At 37.1% G+C, this 19,839-nt stretch carries 11 protein-coding genes; 1 reads left to right on the forward strand and 10 read right to left on the reverse strand.

Annotated features, from left to right (window positions below; translation table 11 throughout):
- Positions 1–84 precede the first annotated feature (84 nt).
- From ABEG11_RS08255 to ABEG11_RS08290, 8 genes are all read right to left on the reverse strand, one after another.
- A complete protein-coding gene (locus ABEG11_RS08255) occupies positions 85–2,445 on the reverse strand; it encodes a glycoside hydrolase family 2 TIM barrel-domain containing protein (RefSeq protein ID WP_348823695.1) in 2,361 nt (786 codons plus the stop codon).
- 109 nt (positions 2,446–2,554) lie between these two features.
- Positions 2,555–4,399 carry a glycoside hydrolase family 127 protein gene (locus ABEG11_RS08260; RefSeq protein WP_348823696.1) on the reverse strand — a complete coding sequence of 615 codons (1,845 nt, stop codon included), beginning with the start codon at positions 4,397–4,399 and terminating at the stop codon, positions 2,555–2,557.
- Positions 4,400–4,625: 226 nt separating this feature from the next.
- On the reverse strand, positions 4,626–5,603 hold the full coding sequence (locus ABEG11_RS08265) for an arabinan endo-1,5-alpha-L-arabinosidase (protein WP_348823697.1): 978 nt from the start codon (positions 5,601–5,603) through the stop codon (positions 4,626–4,628).
- A 190-nt stretch (positions 5,604–5,793) separates the two neighbouring features.
- Positions 5,794–6,783 carry a glycoside hydrolase family 43 protein gene (locus ABEG11_RS08270; protein WP_348823698.1) on the reverse strand — a complete coding sequence of 330 codons (990 nt, stop codon included), beginning with the start codon at positions 6,781–6,783 and terminating at the stop codon, positions 5,794–5,796.
- 84 nt (positions 6,784–6,867) lie between these two features.
- A complete protein-coding gene (locus ABEG11_RS08275) occupies positions 6,868–8,484 on the reverse strand; it encodes an arabinan endo-1,5-alpha-L-arabinosidase (protein ID WP_348823699.1) in 1,617 nt (538 codons plus the stop codon).
- Between the two features lie 11 nt (positions 8,485–8,495).
- Positions 8,496–10,043, reverse strand: a complete 1,548-nt coding sequence (locus tag ABEG11_RS08280; RefSeq protein WP_348823700.1) for an alpha-N-arabinofuranosidase — start codon at positions 10,041–10,043, stop codon at positions 8,496–8,498.
- 241 nt (positions 10,044–10,284) lie between these two features.
- Positions 10,285–11,865, reverse strand: coding sequence for a RagB/SusD family nutrient uptake outer membrane protein (locus tag ABEG11_RS08285; RefSeq protein WP_348823701.1), 1,581 nt, complete (start codon positions 11,863–11,865; stop codon positions 10,285–10,287).
- Between the two features lie 29 nt (positions 11,866–11,894).
- Positions 11,895–14,942, reverse strand: a complete 3,048-nt coding sequence (locus ABEG11_RS08290) for a SusC/RagA family TonB-linked outer membrane protein (protein ID WP_348823702.1) — start codon at positions 14,940–14,942, stop codon at positions 11,895–11,897.
- A 607-nt stretch (positions 14,943–15,549) separates the two neighbouring features.
- On the opposite strand from ABEG11_RS08290, the gene ABEG11_RS08295 reads away from it, so the two are divergent.
- Positions 15,550–16,239: an NUDIX hydrolase gene (locus tag ABEG11_RS08295; RefSeq protein WP_348823703.1), complete on the forward strand. Its 690-nt coding sequence runs from the start codon at positions 15,550–15,552 to the stop codon at positions 16,237–16,239.
- A 77-nt stretch (positions 16,240–16,316) separates the two neighbouring features.
- Here ABEG11_RS08295 and fsa read toward each other — a convergent pair whose 3' ends face one another.
- On the reverse strand, positions 16,317–16,973 hold the full coding sequence (fsa, locus tag ABEG11_RS08300; protein WP_194643752.1) for a fructose-6-phosphate aldolase: 657 nt from the start codon (positions 16,971–16,973) through the stop codon (positions 16,317–16,319).
- 141 nt (positions 16,974–17,114) lie between these two features.
- Positions 17,115–19,154, reverse strand: a complete 2,040-nt coding sequence (locus ABEG11_RS08305) for a transketolase family protein (RefSeq protein ID WP_348823704.1) — start codon at positions 19,152–19,154, stop codon at positions 17,115–17,117.
- Positions 19,155–19,839: the final 685 nt, after the last annotated feature.

The raw sequence follows: 19,839 nt of genomic DNA on the forward strand, positions 1-19,839 counted from the left end.
TTTATTTATAATACCGTTTTATAAGATCTAATTAGACTAAAGTATACAGTGGTTTGAATTATGACTTTTAGATTAATTGTATTTTTATTCGGCTTTAATTTTTAAGCTTTCTGCTGCCAAGCCATCTGCACTGGCTGATATTGTAATTTCTCCTTTGTTGCGCTTGCTTTTTATGATGGCTAATGCTTTTCCTTTCCAAGTCATCCTGTTCGGAGACGCATGCGAATTTATATCTTTGATGTTAGCATTATCAGTGCCGATAATAGAACCGGATCCGCTGATACTAAACTGAACTTTTACATCTGCGTTGGGGACCATAGTTCCAAATTCATCAGTAATTTCTACACTCACATAGGATAAATCCTGTCCATCAGCTTTGATATTGTTCCGGTCTGCTTTTAAGACAATTTTTGCAGGTTTTCCAGCTGTTTTTAAAATTTTAGATTCTGCTTCTTTTTCATTTTCTAAGCCAACGGCTTTTAATTGACCTGGATTGTAGGGTACAGAAAAAGTGGCTTTAAATTGAGTATTGACATTTGTTTCGCTTTCTCCAATCACTTTATCATTTAGATACAATCTCACTTTTGGATATTTTGAATATACTTCAACCTGAATTTCCCTGCCTGCAAATTCGGGCCATGTCCAGCTTTCCCATGTTGGCCATACGGACCATCTTGTTTCAATGATTTGTAAATTGGCAGGATTAGGCTCTTTAACCGCCAAATACAATTTTTCATTATCGTTGTATAACATGCTGCGATAATGTGATATGGGTTTTCTCCATCCCATCATATCAATGTCTCCGCAATAAGCACCATGCCAGGGAAAAAGATCTCTTTCCCAATGCTCACCCGGAACTTCGCCAGAGTAGTGCCATCTCCCAATACCAGACTCTCCTAAATAATCCATTGCAGTCCAGACAAAATCGCCAATGATATACTTGTTTTCGGTTACTAATTTCCAGTTCTGAAATGCATCTCTCGGATAAGATTCTGTTTGTACTATCACTCTCGCAGGTACGCGCTTATGATCATCGGGAGCACGTTTCAGTTCATAATTGTATCCGGCAACATCATGTTCTGCCATCAATGGGTCAAATATTTCCCAGTCTTTGTCCCAGGTTGTCATTGCTGAGGTAACTGGTCTTGTTGTATCGATTGCTTTTACTGCTTTGGCAAGATTTCGAGCTGTTACAACTGCTTCAGGTTCTTTTCGTTCGATAATTTCATTTCCAATACTCCACATAATTATCGAAGGATGATTGCGGTCACGTTTCACCATTGCCTGAACATCGCGCTCATACCAGTTATCAAAAAGCAAAGCATAATCATAATCAGTTTTCTTGGTACGCCAGCCATCAAATGCCTCATCTATAACTAACATTCCAATGCGGTCGCAGGCGTCCAGAAAAGCTCTGGAAGGCGGATTGTGAGAGGTTCGCAGTGCATTAAAACCGGCTTTTTTTAATATCTCAACTTTTCTCTCTTCGGCTCGGTCATAAGATGCAGCACCCAAAGCGCCATTATCATGATGAACGCATCCTCCATTTAAAAGGATAGCTTTTCCATTTAGTTTAAACCCTTCTGTGGCAGAAAAACTAATGGAACGAATTCCAAAACTTTGTATGGATTGATCTTCAATTTCCTGCTTGTCACTTATGCTGACTTTCGCCTTATAAAGATTGGGAACTTCCGGCGACCATAATTTTGGGCTTGAAACAGGCAGATTCTGCTTGAATGTTTTTTCGCTTTTTGGATCAATCTGTACAGTTGCAGAAGCCTGTTTTACTTCTTTATTATTTTTTGAATCAAAAATTATTGTCTTAACAAGTACATTTTTTGGCTGATCACTATCATTTTTGATCGTTGCACTGACCTCGACAGTTGCCGAAGTGCTATTAATAACAGGAGTAGTAATGGCTATGCCATCAGTTGCAAAATGCACTTTTCCTTTTGACTCCAGCCATACGTGTCGATAAATTCCTGAACCGCTGTACCATCGGCAGTTTTTTTGTTTGGAATTGTCTACCCGAACTGCAATTACATTCTCTGAGCCGTAATTTAAATAGGGTGTAAGCTCATAACTAAATGAGGTATAGCCATACGGATAAATGCCCAGAGATTTTCCATTAATAAAAACTTCGGAGTTCATATATACTCCATCAAAATGGATGGTGGTTATTTTGTTTTTGCTTTCTTTTGGCATTTTGAATGTTTTTCTATACCATCCGATGCCTGTTGGCAAATACGCTCCATCATTTCCTGCGGGATTCTTTTGCGAAAAATCGCCTTCTATACTCCAATCATGCGGCAAATCCAAAGATCTCCAATCAGTGTCGTCAAAATTGACTGTACTGGCTGTAGTATTGTCGCCTAGATAAAACTTCCAGTCATAATCGAAGAGTTCTTTGTTGCTGGCAGTTGTATTTTGCGCATAGAGGCTCATACACGTAGGAGTGAAAATTGCGAATAGCAGCCAAAGTTTAAAATAATTCATCATGCCGAATTGTAATGCTGTTTATATTTTGAAATGTTTATTTTGCGTTGCTTAGTGATTATTTAAGATCTATCCAGACCTTCATCTTGCCAACACCTCTGTTGGACCATGAATAGTATGGAATCGCTTTTAATTTATCAGTCTGAATGGTATTTACGCCTTCCAGGAGATTGTCTTCTTTGATGACTTTAAAAGTGTCATTGGCGTTGATGGTGATTTTATCAAAATTATTAGCATTGTCCATTTCTTCGATAGCATATACAATCGGGCCATATTCCAGGGCAGTTTTTCCAATGTTTCCTTCAACTTTAGAATTCGTCACTACTTCTTTGACTTCCATAGGAAAATCAATTGAGATGGTTTCTCCTTTTTTCCATTTTCTTGTAATGGTTATATAGCCATTGTCTTCTTTGTATTCAAAAGGTTTTCCATCAATAGTTACGGCCGTTTTAGTTGCAGAAACTGTTTTGTAGCTGTATAAATCACCTGGCAAAACCTGATTTCTTGCCCAGCCTGGAATTCTTAATTTTATAGTGAACTCGCTTTCTTTTTTAGGAGAAACAGTTACCGCTACTTTTCCGTCCCAAGGATAATTGGTTTGCTGCGTGATTTCGAGTTCGGATTTGCCTAATGTTACTTTTGAAGTATTTGAGGCATATAAATTCACATATAGAATATTTTTATCGGTAGAATAAATCAGTCCGGGAATTGAAGGGATAAAACGGATCAGGTTTGTTGGACAGCAGGAACAGTCAAACCAGGCCTGACGTGTGCATGAGCCTCTGTTGTTTTTGTGAACCCCATCTGATTCCAATGCATTTGGATAAAAAAACTGTTTTCCATCCAATGAAATTCCAGAGATTAATCCGTTGTATAAAGAGCGTTCAATTACATTAAAATAATCGGAGTTTCCTGTCATGTTGTGCAGTCTGTGATTCCAATATACATCGCCAATAGCTGCGCAGGTTTCGTTGTAAGCTGTTAGATTTGGCAATTCATAGTTGGCACCAAATGCTTCACCGTCGTGTACGGCTCCGATGCCGCCCGTGATGTACATTTTTTTATTGACCATATTGGTCCACAAAGCATTCACTGCATTCAGGTAAGCCTGATCATTATATAGTGATGCAATATCGGTCATTCCCGCATACATATAAACAGCTCTTACAGCGTGTCCTACAACTTCTTTTTGCTGAGTAACGGGAAGGTGATCCTGAGCATATTCTCCATACAATTTATAGTCTTTCGAATTTCCACGGTTGTCCAAAAAGTATTTGGCAAGATTTAAATATTGCTTGTCACCAGTAATCTGATATAGTTTTACCAGTCCGGTTTCTACAATCTGGTGTCCTGGAACTCCATGTACCTGATTGGGTTTGTGTCCAAAAGTTAATACCAGTAAATTAGCATTTTTGATAGCAATGTCAAGGAAATTTTTCTTTCCAGTTGCCTGAAAATGCACTACTGCCGCTTCGAACAAGTGTCCCGAATTATATAATTCATGACTAATCTGCAATGACTCCCAGCGTTTTCCTTCGATTACAGGAACCCATGTGCATGGCGGTTTTGCAGGGTTTATAGTTCTCCATGTGGTTAAGTAACCATCTTTTTCCTGTCCCACTTTGATAATGCTGATAAGGGAATCCAATAGTTTTTCCAGTTTCGGATTAGGTTCGCTTATCAGGGTGTTTGAAGCTCCTTCTATAATTTTATAAACATCGGTATCGTCAAAAGGCATCTGGCCTTTTACTTCACCTTTCATTTTTCCGCCAGCGATCAAGAAGTTGTCCAAACGGCCTTCTTCCTCACATTTATGGATGGCATATTCAATTGTTTTTTCCTGAACCCTTTTGATGATAGGCAGCCAAAAAGCATCCGTTAGATGTACATCTTTAATGTTCACTGGAGTTAGTTTATACGCAGTGTTTTGCTGCGCGTTTATTTTGCTTAAAAATGAAAATAAAACGATCAGGCAGAAGGTCAGTTTTTTAAAATTAAAAGGTAGCATAGTTCTTTTTTTATCTTTTAAATACATGGTTAATTACAGATTTTTTGATGCTGCTTATCTTTAGGAGCTGCAATATAAATAAAATAAGTGTAAAAACTACATTTTTAAAATAAATTATATTTTACAGCATTGGCCATAAGTCCTTATCCCATTGCAGTTGTTTGATCTGCAAAATTGGTCTTCCGTTTTGTTTGGCGTCATAAGCATGATAAATGATATAATCTTTACCATCAAAAGTGTAGGTGCTGTTGTGTCCTGCTCCAAACCAGTTATTATCACCTTGAATCAGTAAGGTTCCTCCTCCTTCGGTTAATGATTTTCCTTCTTTATCAAGATAAGGCCCAGTGATAGTTTTGGATCTGCCTACAACCACTTTATAGGTGCTTTTGTCACCGCGGCAACATAAATCCCACGAAAGAAATTGATAATAGTAGCCATTCTTCTTGAAGATAAACGGTGCTTCGAGTGCGCCGTCACCCGGGTCGCTGTCAGCCAGTTCGAATGTTCGTTTGCGTTTAGCAATAGTATGCCATTCCTGTGGCTGTGCAATTGATTTTAAATCAGGATTTAGTTTGACCATTTTCAAGCCTTCCCAGAAAGAACCGAAAGCGAGCCAAGGAGTATTATTTTCGTCAAAAGCCAAATTAGGGTCGATGGCATTCCATAGATCGCGATTAGGTACGGATTGAATAACGATTCCGTGATCGACCCATTTGTAAGCAGGATCTTTTGGATCCAAGGTAGTATTGGTGGTTACCCCAATCGCCGAAGTATTTTTGGCGAAAGCCGAAACTGAATAATACAGATAGTAGGTATTGTTGTGAAAAGAAATGTCTGGCGCCCAGATGTGGTTGTCAAATCCAGAAACGACTTTGTCAACCCAAACAGGTTTTTCAGCAAATATCTGAGGTTCATTTTTCCAGTTTTTTAAATCTTTGGAACTGAAAACACTGATTCCTTTTCCTGTACAATATAGGTAATAAGTGTCTTTCTGTTTGATCATTACAGGATCATGAACAGTAATGTCTTGTGAAAATGAAAAAGAGACTGTCAGAATCATTAAGGTAAAAAAGACATGTTTAATTTTTTTTTGAAACATATAAGCCATATGAGTAAATTTAAGTTTTGTGTTTTACTGAAAACTGAAATTGCGATTGCGGATTTTTTAGTACATATAAGGCATGTAAGAGTATTTAAGTTTTGTGTTTTTATTGAAAAACTTTGACTGCAAAATGAATCAGCAGTTCTGAAATCTACAGTCTCAAATCTGGAAACTGCTGTCTAAAAACTTACTCCGTTATCCCTTCGGTTGTCATAATTATTCTTTTTATTGAGCCGTCTTTGTTGTAATACAAACGATCTATACAAACGGATCTTCTAAAACTCCCGCCGTTTGGCTCGATGCTTCCATTGTGATATATGAAATAAGATTTCCCTTTGAAATCTATAATCGATTGATGATTGGTGTTTGAATTTCCTGCTATTTCATTCAGAATTCCTTTGTATTCCCATGGCCCGTTGATGGATTTGCTCATGGCATAAGCAATTTTCTCTGGAAACTGGTAAGCATAGGACAAATAATACCAGTTTTTGTGTTTGTGAATCCAAGGTGCTTCGGTAAAATGCGGCAGATCGATCGTTTGGATCGGTCCGTCTAATTCTGTCATATTTGCTTTTAATTTGGCATAATAACAAGCAGTATTTCCCCAGAAAAGATAGGCCTGTCCATCATCATCAATCATAACGGTTGGGTCAATATCGTCCCAGGTGATACTGGTTTTGGTAGTCATATCATTGGTAATTAATGCTTTTCCTAAAGCATCTTTAAAAGGACCGGTTGGACTGTCCGATACTGCAACTCCAATTGCCTTGCCATTTACAGATCCGTGTTCTACGGCTACATACCAATAAAATTTTCCATTTCTTTCGATAACCTGCGAAGCCCATGCATCTCCCTTTGACCAGGCAAAATCTGTCACTTTCAGCGGTACTGGATGTTCCTGCCAATGCACCATATCCGATGAAGAATATACCAGCCATTCGTTCATTTTATAAAAGTTAAAATCGTTTGGTGCCTCATCATGTCCTGCATAAAGATATACTTTGTCCTTGTATACCAAAGCGGCTGGATCTCCAGTGTATTTGTCTTTTATAATTGGGTTGTTGGTAACAGCTGTTTTGGCTTTTTTTTCTGTATTCGCCGAAGCATTATTCTGGGCTATTGTTTTTACTGACGCAAGCAGGAAAAGAGAAAGAATTGGTACAAAAATAGTTTTCATTATAATTAAGATTTATGAAGATGTTGTAAGTTGAAAAGCAAAACCCTTTTTTAAACTTTAAAAAAGGGTTTTTGAATATGGAATTTAATTTATTTTTTTGCCCCACACTGGTACACCAGCTGCTGTAAGTCCAGAATAAGTGAGTGTTACATTACGTGTAGCTTTTTCCCAGTCCCAGGCATCGCTTACTTTGCATTTTACGCCGTTTACAGTCAATGTTTTGGATGTGCTGTCATATGACCAGGTTCCAGTTACGCCACCACTGACTTTGTTGTCGGCTGTTAAATAAATGGTAACTGATTTTTGAATGACTGCGTATTGATAATTTAATGTAATCTGTTCCCAAACCCCAACAAATGAGGCTGCAGTAATAGCAGTTGCTGGCACAGCGGCATAACGCTCAGGAGCTATTACAGGCCATCCGTCCTCTGTCCATTGGATTTCGCGGACATGTCCCATCATAATTGCATTTGAAACATTTATACCAGGTACATCTTTTGGCAGACGTGCCTGAGAGGCGTAAAACCATTGTTTTGTATCTGGATTCTGAAAAACAGAACAGTGTGAAAACCCAACCCATCCTGTATGATTGTTAAAACCATAAGGGTGCGTAAGCATTGGCCAGCAGTCGGCTCCATTGGTCACATTGGCACCATTGATTCCTACGAAAGGCCCAGTAATACTTTTGGAACGGCATACTCTGGTGTTATACGGAACATCAAGTCCGTCATAGGCTAAGAAAAGATAATAGTATTGAGTATCTGGATTATATATAATTTCCGGTCCCTCAGAAGCTTGCCAGCGGCTTGTAGAGCTTCTGGATGCTATGCGGGTTCCATAATCGGTCAGGGTTTTCAATTGATCAGGTTTTCCGGTAGCAGGATTTAGCTTTAAAACTGCAATTCCAGAGTGCCATGAGCCGTATATCAGGTGATGTTCTCCTTCTGGAGTGATAATTAATGTAGGATCGATGGCATTGAATTCAAAATAAGCATTTTCCCAATTTCTGTCACCTGTAAAAGAATATGGTTTTACGCCATCTGGTTCAGAGCATACTACCATTCCTTTGTCTACCCATACATTTGTCGCTAAATCATCTGATTCTGCTAGTCCTATAAAAGCCCTTTCAGACCATGAAGTTTCAAAATTTGTTCCCACAATTGGCTCGTCTACCACAATACTGTAATACAATCTATACTTAGAACCTGTTTTTTTAATGTAAGGTGCCCAATAGCCGTACCTCGGGTTTTCTATCGGAGGCAGGGCAGGAGTCATTCTTGCTCTTTTATTGTTTAAGGAGTCTTTTACCCAGGCTGGAACCGTAGGCATTGCAGATCCCATGTATTCCCACGTAACAAGATCTTTGGAGCGTCTATAGGGGAAATGTCCGTGACCTTCATGCGCATTTCCATATGAAGCATCCGTTTGATACATATAATAATAATCACCGCATTTTTCCACCGATGGGTCATGCACATTGGCCAGATTCCATTTTGAATTATTACTCCACGACGCTATCGACGAATAATTATCGGCATAAGTTGGTCCTGGAAAAGTTGGAGCAGGCGTAGTAGGGGTGGTTGGAGTAGGCGTAGGAGTTGCTGCAGTGCCATCATCTTTAGAACAGCTGCCTGCTGAAACCGCAGCAATAAACACCAATGCTATATATGAAATTCTTATAATGAAATTTGATTTTTTCATGATATTGTTTTTTATTTTCCTTCTATAACAACTACTGAGAAAGGAGGAATAGTGATTTCAAGTTTTCCTTTTTTGTTTTCGAAACCTTTAAAAACTGCTGGAGCAATTTTGTTTGGATTTTCAAATGAATTGAAGTCCTGCAATTTTGAAGATGTGATAATCGTTCCTGTGAAATTCTTAACGCCAAGATCATTTACATCAATTTCTATCTTGTTTGTTTTTTTGGCATCCACATTTACTAATGAAATATGAATAGCACCGTTTTTATCTTTTGATGCCGAAGCAGATATCGCTGGAAGTGTCTCTCCATTGAAAGTGTATAATGGCGATTGAAAGCTTAATGGCAGCAGTTTGGCATCTTGGTGCACACTGTACATTTTCATTACTGAATAGGTTGGAGTTGTTATCATTTTGGCTTTATCTGTTAAAATTACAGCTTGCAAAACGTTAACGCATTGTGCTAAGTTAGCCATACGGACCCTGTCTGCATGGTTATTGAAGATGTTTAAAGTTGCTCCAGCCAAAACAGCATCTCTCATAGTGTTCTGCTGATATAAAAATCCAGGATTTGTTCCTTTTTCTACTTCATACCAAGCTCCCCATTCGTCTACAACCATGGCAACTTTTTTTGCAGGATCGTATTTGTCCATTATTGCCGAGTGCTTGGTAACCAATTCTTCCATTTTCAGGGCCGATTTCATCGTATGGAAATAACCATCTTCGGAGAAATCTGTTCCGTCTCCTTTTTTGCTCCAATCAATCACTGCATAATGATGAACCCCTAATCCTCCTAACATATTGTTTGGAATGTTTTTCATCAAGACCTCGGTCCAGTTATAGTCATCGCTGTTTGATCCTGATGCAATACGGGTAATACCTCCAGTATTTTCCCAATCAGACATAAAGGTTGCAAATTTGCGGTATTCACCAGCATAATATTCGGCTGTCATATTGCCGCCACATCCCCAAGCCTCATTTCCAATTCCCCAGAATTTAACTTTCCAAGGCTCGGTTCTTCCATTTTTTTTACGCAAGTCGCTCATTGGGCTTTTACCGCTGAAGTTGGTATACTGAACCCAGTCAGCCAGTTCCTGAACGGTACCGCTGCCAACATTTCCAGATAGATAAGGTTCTGCTCCAAGAGCTTCACACATATTCAAAAAATCATGCGTCCCGAAACTGTTGTCTTCTGTAGTTCCTCCCCACCATTTATTTACTATTGTTGGTCTTTCAGGCTGAGGCCCAATACCATCTTTCCAGTGGTAAGTATCGGCAAAGCAGCCGCCAGGCCATCTTAAATTAGGGATTTTCAAGTCTTTTAAGGCAGCAATAATATCGTTACGAACACCTTTTGTATTTGGTATTTTTGAAGTGTCACCTACAAAAAAGCCACCATATATACACCTTCCTAAATGTTCTGCAAAATGGCCATAGATGTTTTTGTTAATTATTGGAGCATCTGCCGTGTTCTTAATGGTAAGGACTGTAGTTTCTTTTTGCGCAAAACTGGTTTGGCCGCAAAAAGCTAATACTAATAATAATTGGATTGTCTTTTTCATGTGGTTTCAGATTTTAATCATGTATTGTAATGGGAATTTATTTACCCAAAATGTTTTTTTATATCAATAATTTAATGCTGGTTAATTAATGATGAAACTTGTTTTTGGCAAAGTGATTCATCATTTATCATAATTTTTCTTAAATATGGCAGTTTATTATTATGTGATAAAATCACATGGTATCCTGTAACAGAATACCATATGATTTTAAAAGTACTAACTAAACTAATTCAAATAAATATTAATAACTTGGATTTTGAACCATTCCTGGGTTATTGTCCATGTCTAATTGCGGAATTGGGAAGTATTCTCTTCCTGGCGCATACGAATCAAACTCTACATCTCTAGATTTTAACCATGCTAATTTTGCTGGGTTTTCTAACCACCCCCAACGGCGGATATCATCAAAACGGTGACCTTCTAGGGCAAATTCTAAGAATCTTTCGTGTGCAATCTGATCTCTCATGGCTTCTTGGCTAAGTCCAGGTTTTACCGTACTTAAGTTTGGTAACCCCACACGATCTCTAACCATTTGGATGTATGTATATGCTGCTTGAGTATCGCCGGTTTCATTCAAACATTCGGCATACATCAGCAGGATATCAGCATAACGTAATAAGCGTTCGTTAATTCCTGAACGCCAATCGTATTCATTAGGATAAGCTCCGTCGGAATTTTCATATTTAGCACAGAAAATATCATTCAAATCTAAAGGACTATTAGCATATTTAGTTGCGAAATCTACGCCATACAATTTCATTCCTCCCGGTTTGTTATAGAACATAGTAGCATCCAAACGTGGGTCTACTGCTCCGGCAACTGTTTTTTCAATATGGAAATCATTAAATAATGCCCAAGTAGGCTGCACGTCTACAAATCCAAAATCTCTTGCTCCATACGTAATTGCTCTTGCGGTTGTTTTTCTCCAAGTAGCATTTGGTACTCCACCCCAGCTCTCATTAGTTCCACCAGCATCTCTGCTAAACTGCACTTCAAATAAGGATTCTGAGTTGTTTTCGTTGGTATCCGTAAAATTATCTCGATAGTTTGCTGTTAATGAGTAAATACCTAAATCGATTACTTGTTTGAATGTTGTTTTAGCATTTGTAAAATCTTTGGTAAATAAATATGCTTTTGCTAAATAGCCTAGAGCTGCCCCTTTGGTAGCACGCCCTTTTATTGTTGCTCCATTTGAATCTTTGGTGTCGATACCATCAATCCCGGCATAAGTAGTTGGTAATAACTCAGTAGCTGCTTTAAAATCAGCAATTACTTGAGCCCATCCTTCTGCCTGACTTTTTTGTGGATTGTAAAGCGCAATTTCTGTTGGAACTGGTACATTTTTAAACAGGTTTACTGCATGAAAAAGATAAAGGCCTCTTAAAAAATATGCTTGTCCAAGTACTCTATTTTTTAATGCTGCATCAGCCATGTCAATTTTTGGAACATTCGTCAATACTTGATTTGCTCTATAGATTCCTTGATAATACATTTCATAGGCCCAGCCATAAATTGCAGCATCAGATACATTAGAGTTAAAACGGCCTACATTGGCCATCGCCCCCCAAGGACTGTTACTTCTGGAATCGTCACTTTTTGTGTCCAGCATTAAAGGAGTACTTCTCATATAAGTTCCGTCTGCTATTAAGCATCCATAAACTGCATTAACACCTTCGAGTGCATCTTTGTCTGTTTTCCAAAAATTGCCTGAAGAATCAACATTTGGATCGGTTTGTAATAAATCATCATCGTTTACACAACTTGCAGTTACAGCAGCAATGCAAATGAATCCAGCTAGATATTTATATATTTTATATTTCATTTTGATTCGTTTTTAATTGTTGGCTAATTTTAAAAAGTTACTTCAAGTCCTAGAGAAAGAGTTCTTGGATTTGGGAAAGAACCTGCATCATAACCTCTAGAGAGTAATCCGTCGTTACTGTTAAAATCTGGATCGTATCCTCTATATTTAGTAAGAGTTAATAAGTTTTGACCATTAATATAAACTCTTGCTTTTTGCATAAAAAAGTCTGTAGGAACCGGGATCTGATATCCGATTTCCATAGTCTGTAATTTTAAGTAGTCCCCTTTTTCAATAAAACGATTGGAATCTCTGGCATTTGCATTCGGATCTCCAATGATTGGACGAGGAACATTAGTATTTGTATTTGTTGGAGTCCAATAATTAAGCTCATCAGTATGGTGATTACCATAGTCTCCTCTCATCAAATCGCGATACATGGCATTAAATACCATATTTCCTCCAGCACCCTGCCAGAACATTGAAAATTCAAAGTTTTTGTATGATGCTCCTAAGTTTATTCCATAACTGTATTTTGGGATTGTAGTTCCTAGATATATTCTGTCTGCGTCAGAAATTTTTCCGTCACCATTTTGGTCTTTGAAACGAATATCACCTACACCGGCATTTGTTTGGCTAGGACCTGCAGCTAATTCCGTAGGATTTTGAAAAATACCATCCGTTTCATAACCGAAAAGTTCACCGATTGATCTCCCTACTTCTGTTTTCGAAGCCGCTCCAGGAATTGGGTTACCATCAATTCCAATTTGTAAAACCTCATTTTTCAGCGTTCCTAAGTTAGCCGAAATGTTGTATTTAAACTCATGATTATTGTTGGCATAAGATGCTGTAAATTCTAAACCGCTGTTTTTAACAGCACCAGCGTTTGTTACTACATTTGCTGGAAAAGCTCCTGCAGAGTAAGGTAATGGTACACCAAGCAATAGATCACTTGATTCTTTAATAAAGTATTCTGCAGAGAACTGTACACTGTTATTAAGAAATCCTAACTCCAATGCAATATTAGTACTTTTGGTTTCTTCCCAATGTACATTAGGATCTATTGCACTTACCACTGTTGTACCTGGTGCATATTCGTTATTAAAATCATAACCTGCAAATCTGTTTACAGTTGGTGCATAAGCATATACTCCAATAGTATTGTTCCCCAAAATACCGTAACCCCCTCTGAGTTTAATATTGCTTACCCATTCTGGTAAGTGTAAGAATTCCTCACTGCTGATCTTCCATGCACCAGAGAATGAATAGAAATTTCCAGTGTTATTCTCAGGACTGAAAAGAGATGTTTTGTCTTGTCTGAAATTCCCTTGAATAAAATAACGATCATCGTACGAATAATTGATTCTACTCAAGTAAGAGACACCTGTAATTGTATTTTCATATTCGCCAGTATTTATCTCGTCAGCATACTGGAGTTTACTAATTTCTCCAGGAGTGTATCCTTTTCCTGTAGAGTAATGATTGTAGTTGTCAGATCTTTCTTGAACCCAGCCTGCTAATAGATCAAATTTATGTTTACCAATAGTTTTTTCATAAGTTAACAAATTATTCAAGAATGTTCTTGACTGGCTTCCTGTAGCTACATCAAGTGATGCTTCTGAATTCTCAGTAACGTAGTACCAGCCTAATTCAAATGGAGGAACGAATTTTCGATCAGTCCAATCTACCCTGTCAAAACTTGCATCAATTTTATACTTCAATCCTTTTACAATTTCGATTTCACCCCAAATATCACCAATGAAACGATTTCTCTTTCCGCTGTTATCTATTAAATTGTTGAATCCAATTACATTCATAGATATGGCTCTTTGTGTAAAACTGTCAGTTCCGCCGTAACCACCTAAATTATTTTCATCATAGACAGACATCGTTGGGATTGCTGTCAATAAACTTTGTATTGCAGATTCGCCTACATAACTGTTAAAGCTTTCTTTATCTGATTGAGTGTATCCAATTTTTGATCCATATTTAAATTTACCTTTTTTACCTGACAGATTCAAATTAGTTGAAATTCTTTCATAATCTTGTGGAGAATTTACATAGCTGGTATTTTTGAAATAATCTATGTTCATGTTGTATGTCATAGTTTCGGCGCCACCAGTAAAAGTCAATGCTTGATTGTTGATTACTCCAGTTTGGAATGCTTCTTTTTGCCAATCTGTATTTACATTGTTGATGAAAAAAGGACTTGTAGGATCATTTCCAGGGGCAGTCGGTATTTTTCCAGCATTAGTTTCTGCAGCATTTGTAATATTCTGATAGCCTTCTCTGTCGGTTAGATCCCATTTAGTTGGTACAGTCTGAAGTCCAAGTAAAGATTTGTATTTTACTTCAAATTTTCCTTGTTTACCTTTTTTGGTAGTGATAATGATTACACCATTGGCTCCTCGAACACCGTAAATTGCAGCCGAAGAGGCATCTTTTAATACTTGCATCGATTCGATATCTCCCGGTGCGAAATCGTTTGGGCTATCAACAATCATTCCGTCAATTACAAAAAGAGGGTTGTTATTGGTAAAAGAAGAAATTCCTCTAATTTTTACGTTCACATAACCTCCAGGTTCTCCTGAAGATTGTACGGTAACACCCGCTACTTGTCCCTGAAGCATTTTCGCAGGATCATAAGTAGTTATTGTTTTTGCATCTTTTATACTTACGATACTAACAGATCCTGTTAAATCTGCTTTCTTTTGTGTACCGTATCCGATTACAACAACTTCGTTCAGTTTGTTGTTGTCATCTTTTAGAGCAAAATTAATTTGAGTACGATTCGAAATTGTAACTTCTTTAGTTTCATATCCTATATATGAAAAAATAAGTACGTCCGTAGGCTTGGCACTAATAGAATATTCACCGTCAAATCCTGTTGAAGCTGAAGCATTGCTCCCTTTTACTAGAATATTAACGCCTGGTAGCGGCATGCCGTCTTTCTCTGATGTAATTTTTCCTGATACTGTACTCGCCTGCTGGGCTGATACAGTATAAGTACTAAAAAGCATCACTAATAATGCTATTAGCCATTCTTTTTTAGGCAATAAAAAATTGCAATAAAAAAATAATCTGTGGTTTGTTGTCATACTGATTGCATTTTTGGTTAATTATAAGTGTAGTTTTTACATTTGTAAATTTAAATAAAAAAAAAGTACAAAAACAAATTAATCTGATAAAAAAAGAAAGAAAAAAAAATGGATATGCTAAAAAATCATTTAAAATGAAAGAATATGTGTATTTTTCTATTCAGAAAAACGTTTTCGTTATTTGTAAATACCTAATAATCAATATATTATAATAAAAAATATTTTTTATTATATTTTTATCATTTTTTATAGTTTCCTTAAAGTTTATTTAAAAAAGTAATCTATATATTGTTAAAAAAAGCTTTTTTTGATCCTTAAATGCACCAAAAAAGAGACAGAAATCATTTTTAAATGTTGTTTTAACACTTAATTTTTCGATTTTTTATAAAAAAACGGCTAGAAAGGGGCAGATTTATCTCAATTTTAATGTTTGATTCTGATTTTAAAAAGTATAAAAAAGACATGATTTTTTTATTTTTTTATCACATAATCAGTATATTAAAATCGGTTTTATATGATTTTGAGGATATTAGTGTAAAATGTACACTAAATTAATTTGGTAGTTTTATGGAAGTTCTTATATTTACAGCTTATATATATAAATAATATGTTAAATAGTTATAGTACTGAGGACAAAGTTCTTCTTGCAGTAGATTGTATCATTTTTGGATTTGATGAAGGCGGATTAAAAATTCTATTGATCAAAAGAGATTTTGAACCCGAGAAAGGGAAATGGTCTTTAATGGGAGGATTTCTTAAAAAAGAAGAAGTACTTGATGATGCTGCTATCAGGGTTCTGAATACTTATACAGGGCTTAATGATATTTATATGGAGCAGCTTTATACCTATAGTGAAATTGACCGTGACCCGGTTGAAAGAACCATATCGGTAGCTTATTACGCTTTGATAAATGTTGAAAATCACAATGCCGAATTGATTCAAAACTATCACGCCAAATGGTTTAGCGTTTCTGAAGTGCCAAAATTAATTTTTGACCACGATAATATGTTAGCACACGCTATCAGAAGACTGCGTTACAGAACATCTATGCGTCCTGTTGGTTTTGAGCTTTTGCCTGAAAAATTCAAAATGAGCCAATTGCTTAAATTATATGAATCTATTCTGGACAAGGAAATCGATAAGAGAAACTTTATAAGCAAGATAAATTCCTTAGATATTCTGATAAAATTAGATGAGAAGGATATGACTTCTTCTAGAAAAGGATCTTATCTCTACACTTTTGACAAAGAGAAATACGATGCAAAACTCTTGAATAATTTTGCTATAAATTTTTAAATTGTTTTGGTATTGTAAATAAAAAAAGGAAGATTCAATCGAATCTTCCTTTTTTTATTTGGGGACAAATAGGGTTTTTAGCTGTTGCCTTTCTGGTAATCAGCCAGGAATGTTGCCAATCCGCTGTCAGTCAAAGGATGTTTTAATAATCCGGTGATTGAAGATAAAGGTCCAGTCATTACATCGGAACCTACTTTGGCACAATTAATTACGTGCATAGTATTTCGTACAGAAGCTGATAAAATCTGCGTCTGGAAATCATAATTGTCATATACTTGTCTGATTTCGGCAATAAGTCCCATACCGTCAGTACAGATATCATCCAGTCTTCCTAAAAATGGAGAAACATAGGTAGCGCCGGCTTTGGCGGCAAGCAGTGCCTGCCCAACTGAGAAAACCAAGGTCACATTTGTTCTGATTCCTTTATCCGAAAAATATTTGCATGCCTTTATTCCGTCTTTAATCATTGGGATTTTAACCACAATCTGCGGATGTAAAGCAGCTAGTTTTTCTCCTTCGGCAATCATTCCTTCAAAATCGGTCGAAATTACTTCGGCACTTACATCGCCATCAACCAATTCACATATTTTTACATAATGTGCAAGAATGTTGTCGGCTCCAGTGATTCCTTCTTTTGCCATAAGTGAAGGATTTGTAGTTACTCCGTCTAATATTCCTAAATCATTGGCTTCTTTGATGTCTTTTAAATTTGCTGTATCGATAAAAAATTTCATATTTTTTTAAGTTGTTAAGATTCTAAGTTGCTGAAATTCTAAGTTTTTTTATCTCAGAACTTGGAAGCTTATGGTTTATAATTAGTTTTTTTAAGTTGCTGAGATTCTGTTTTTTTCTCAGTAACTTAGCGGCTCAGTAACTTAGTTACTTCCTTTAATATATTTCAGTATTTCTGCAGCAACGCTTTGGCTGTTAAATCCGAATTTTTCGTCCAGAACACCGGCCGGCGCCGAATAGCCAAAGTGATCCAGTCCTGCTATTTTTCCGCTGTCGCCTATCAATCCTTCAAGGTTTACAGGAAGTCCTGCAGTGAGTCCAAAAACAGGTTTTCCTTTTGGAATAACGCTTTCCTGATACAATTTGGACTGTGATTTAAATAACCCTTCGGATATAATTGAAGCGATATTTATTTTCAGATTATGTTCTGATTCTAAAATCACAGCAGCATCGATAAGCGTAGAAACTTCCGATCCGTTTGCGATTAAAGTAATATCCGGATCTGCAGTCTGTTTTACCAGATAACCTCCTTTTTGGGCTCCAAGAGCTTCATCATATCTTGAATTTTGAACTGCCGGAATATCTTTAATACCTTGTCTGGAAAGGATTAAGGCCGTTGGAGTGTTAGTGTTTTTCAAAGCCATATCCCAGGCTACCGAAGTTTCAACGGCATCGGCAGGGCGAAGTGCCAAAAGGCTTTGGTGTCCCTTATGATTTTTTACTTTTTCTAATAAACGCATCTGAGCTTCTTGCTCAATAGGCTGGTGCGTAGGCCCGTCTTCTCCTACGCGGAAAGAGTCGTGAGTAAGCACATATTTTACAGGAAGTTCCTGTATAGCTGCCAGTCGGATGGCTGGTTTCATATAATCTGAAAACACAAAGAATGTTGCTACTACAGGGATTACACCGCCATGAAGTGCGATTCCGTTAGCGATGGAAGTCATCGTAAGTTCGGCAACTCCTGCCTGTAAAAAGGCACCGCTGAAATTATTTTTCTGCAGTACAGATGATTTTTTCAAAAAGCCGTCGGTTTTATCACTGTTGGATAAATCGGCAGAGGAAACGATGATATTTTCTACGTTTTCAGCCAGATAAGCCAGCACTGCAGACGAAGCATCTCTGGTTGCCGCATTTGGTTTCTGAACCACTTTGCTCAAATCCAGTTCCGGTAATTTTCCGGATAAAAACAGTTTCATTTTTTGTGCCAATGCCGGGTTTTCATTCTCCCACTGCGCAATCTGCTGTTTTTTGGCAGAAGCTTTTTCTGTTTTTTTGGACAGAATAGCAGCATAATGCGAAGCTACTTCCTGATAAATTGTAAAAGGATCTTCTGGATTTGCCCCTAAGTTTATTAAGGTTTTAGTATAATCCGCTTTGGTATCGCCGATAGGTTTTCCGTGCAGTTCGCATTCACCTTCATACATGCCTCCGTCAGCAGTAACACAGCCTTTCCCCATGATTGTTTTTCCGATAATCAATGTTGGTCTTTCTTTTTCCTGATTGGCAGTATCGAGTGCTTTTCGGATCTGCGAATGGTCGTGGCCGTCAATGGTGATTACATTCCACCCCCAGGCCTGGTATTTCATGGCAGTATCTTCGGATGTTACTTCATCAGTCATTGAAGAAAGCTGTACGTCATTTGAATCATAAAACATAATGAAATTGTTCAGTCCCAAGTGTCCTGCGATTCTTCCGGCTCCCTGCGAAATCTCTTCCTGAACACCTCCGTCGGTGATGAATCCGTATATTTTGTGGTCAAAAAGACCTTCGAATCTTGCTCCAAGGAATTTAGCAGCGATGGCCGCTCCAACTCCCATTGCGTGGCCTTGTCCAAGAGGTCCAGATGTGTTTTCGATTCCTCTCAATACATCTACTTCAGGATGTCCCGGCGTTACCGATCCCCATTGCCTGAACTGCTGTACATCTTCTTTTTTATAGTTTCCCAATAAATAATACTGTGCATACATCAATGCCGATAAGTGTCCCGCATCCATAAAGAACCGGTCTCTGAAAGGCCAATCCATCTGTGATGGATCATAATTTAAATATTCAGTATATAAAATGTGCATAAAATCAGCACCTCCCATGGCACCTCCCGGGTGTCCTGAATTTGCTTTTTCTACCATAGAAATAGCCAGAGCTCTTATGTTGTCTGCGGCTAATTGGTCAATTTTCTGGTTCATAATCTGTTTATTGTAATTGTTTTTAATAGCGGTCAATTAGTTTCTTAGGTTTTATGACGAATCATTTTATCCTGTTTTCGAAACTTTATCAGGATTTTAAACAGCGGTATAGATGTAAATGCCTTGCGATTTAAAATGATGAATGGGGTTTATTTTTTTATTTCGTGTATCGTAAACTCTTTTAATAACTTCCTATTTGTGAGATGATAATGGAAAATAAAATAATAAGTGTAAAAAATACATTTGCAAATATAACTAAATTTGTTTTACGAATACAAAAAAATAAATATCATTTTTTAATGATTTAATTGTTTAGCTTTTTGACGAGTAATCATGCTTTTGCTTTAAGATTTACAAGTTTATTGGCCGATCATATTTGGATACGTGGCATATAGAGAGGCAGTTTGTCTTTTCTTATGATAATCTGAGCCAAAAAAATTGCGATTTTGACCTTTGTTTTTTACCAATTTGACCCTCTTATAACTTGTAAAATAGCCGTTACTTTGTACCTGTAGATTCAATAATACAGTGGTTTGGTTATTGCAATTCATAAATTGGTTATTGGTTTTGCCAATGTGATTTTTTTGAATCATTTTGGTATAAATTAAAAATTTTGGTTCATTATTTATGCCCAGGGCAAATACTCTGGGTGTAAATAATTTTAAAAGAAAAATAAGGATTAAAA

Origin of the sequence: Flavobacterium aestuarii (assembly GCF_040049115.1) — a bacterium.
GTDB classification, from domain to species: domain Bacteria; phylum Bacteroidota; class Bacteroidia; order Flavobacteriales; family Flavobacteriaceae; genus Flavobacterium; species Flavobacterium aestuarii.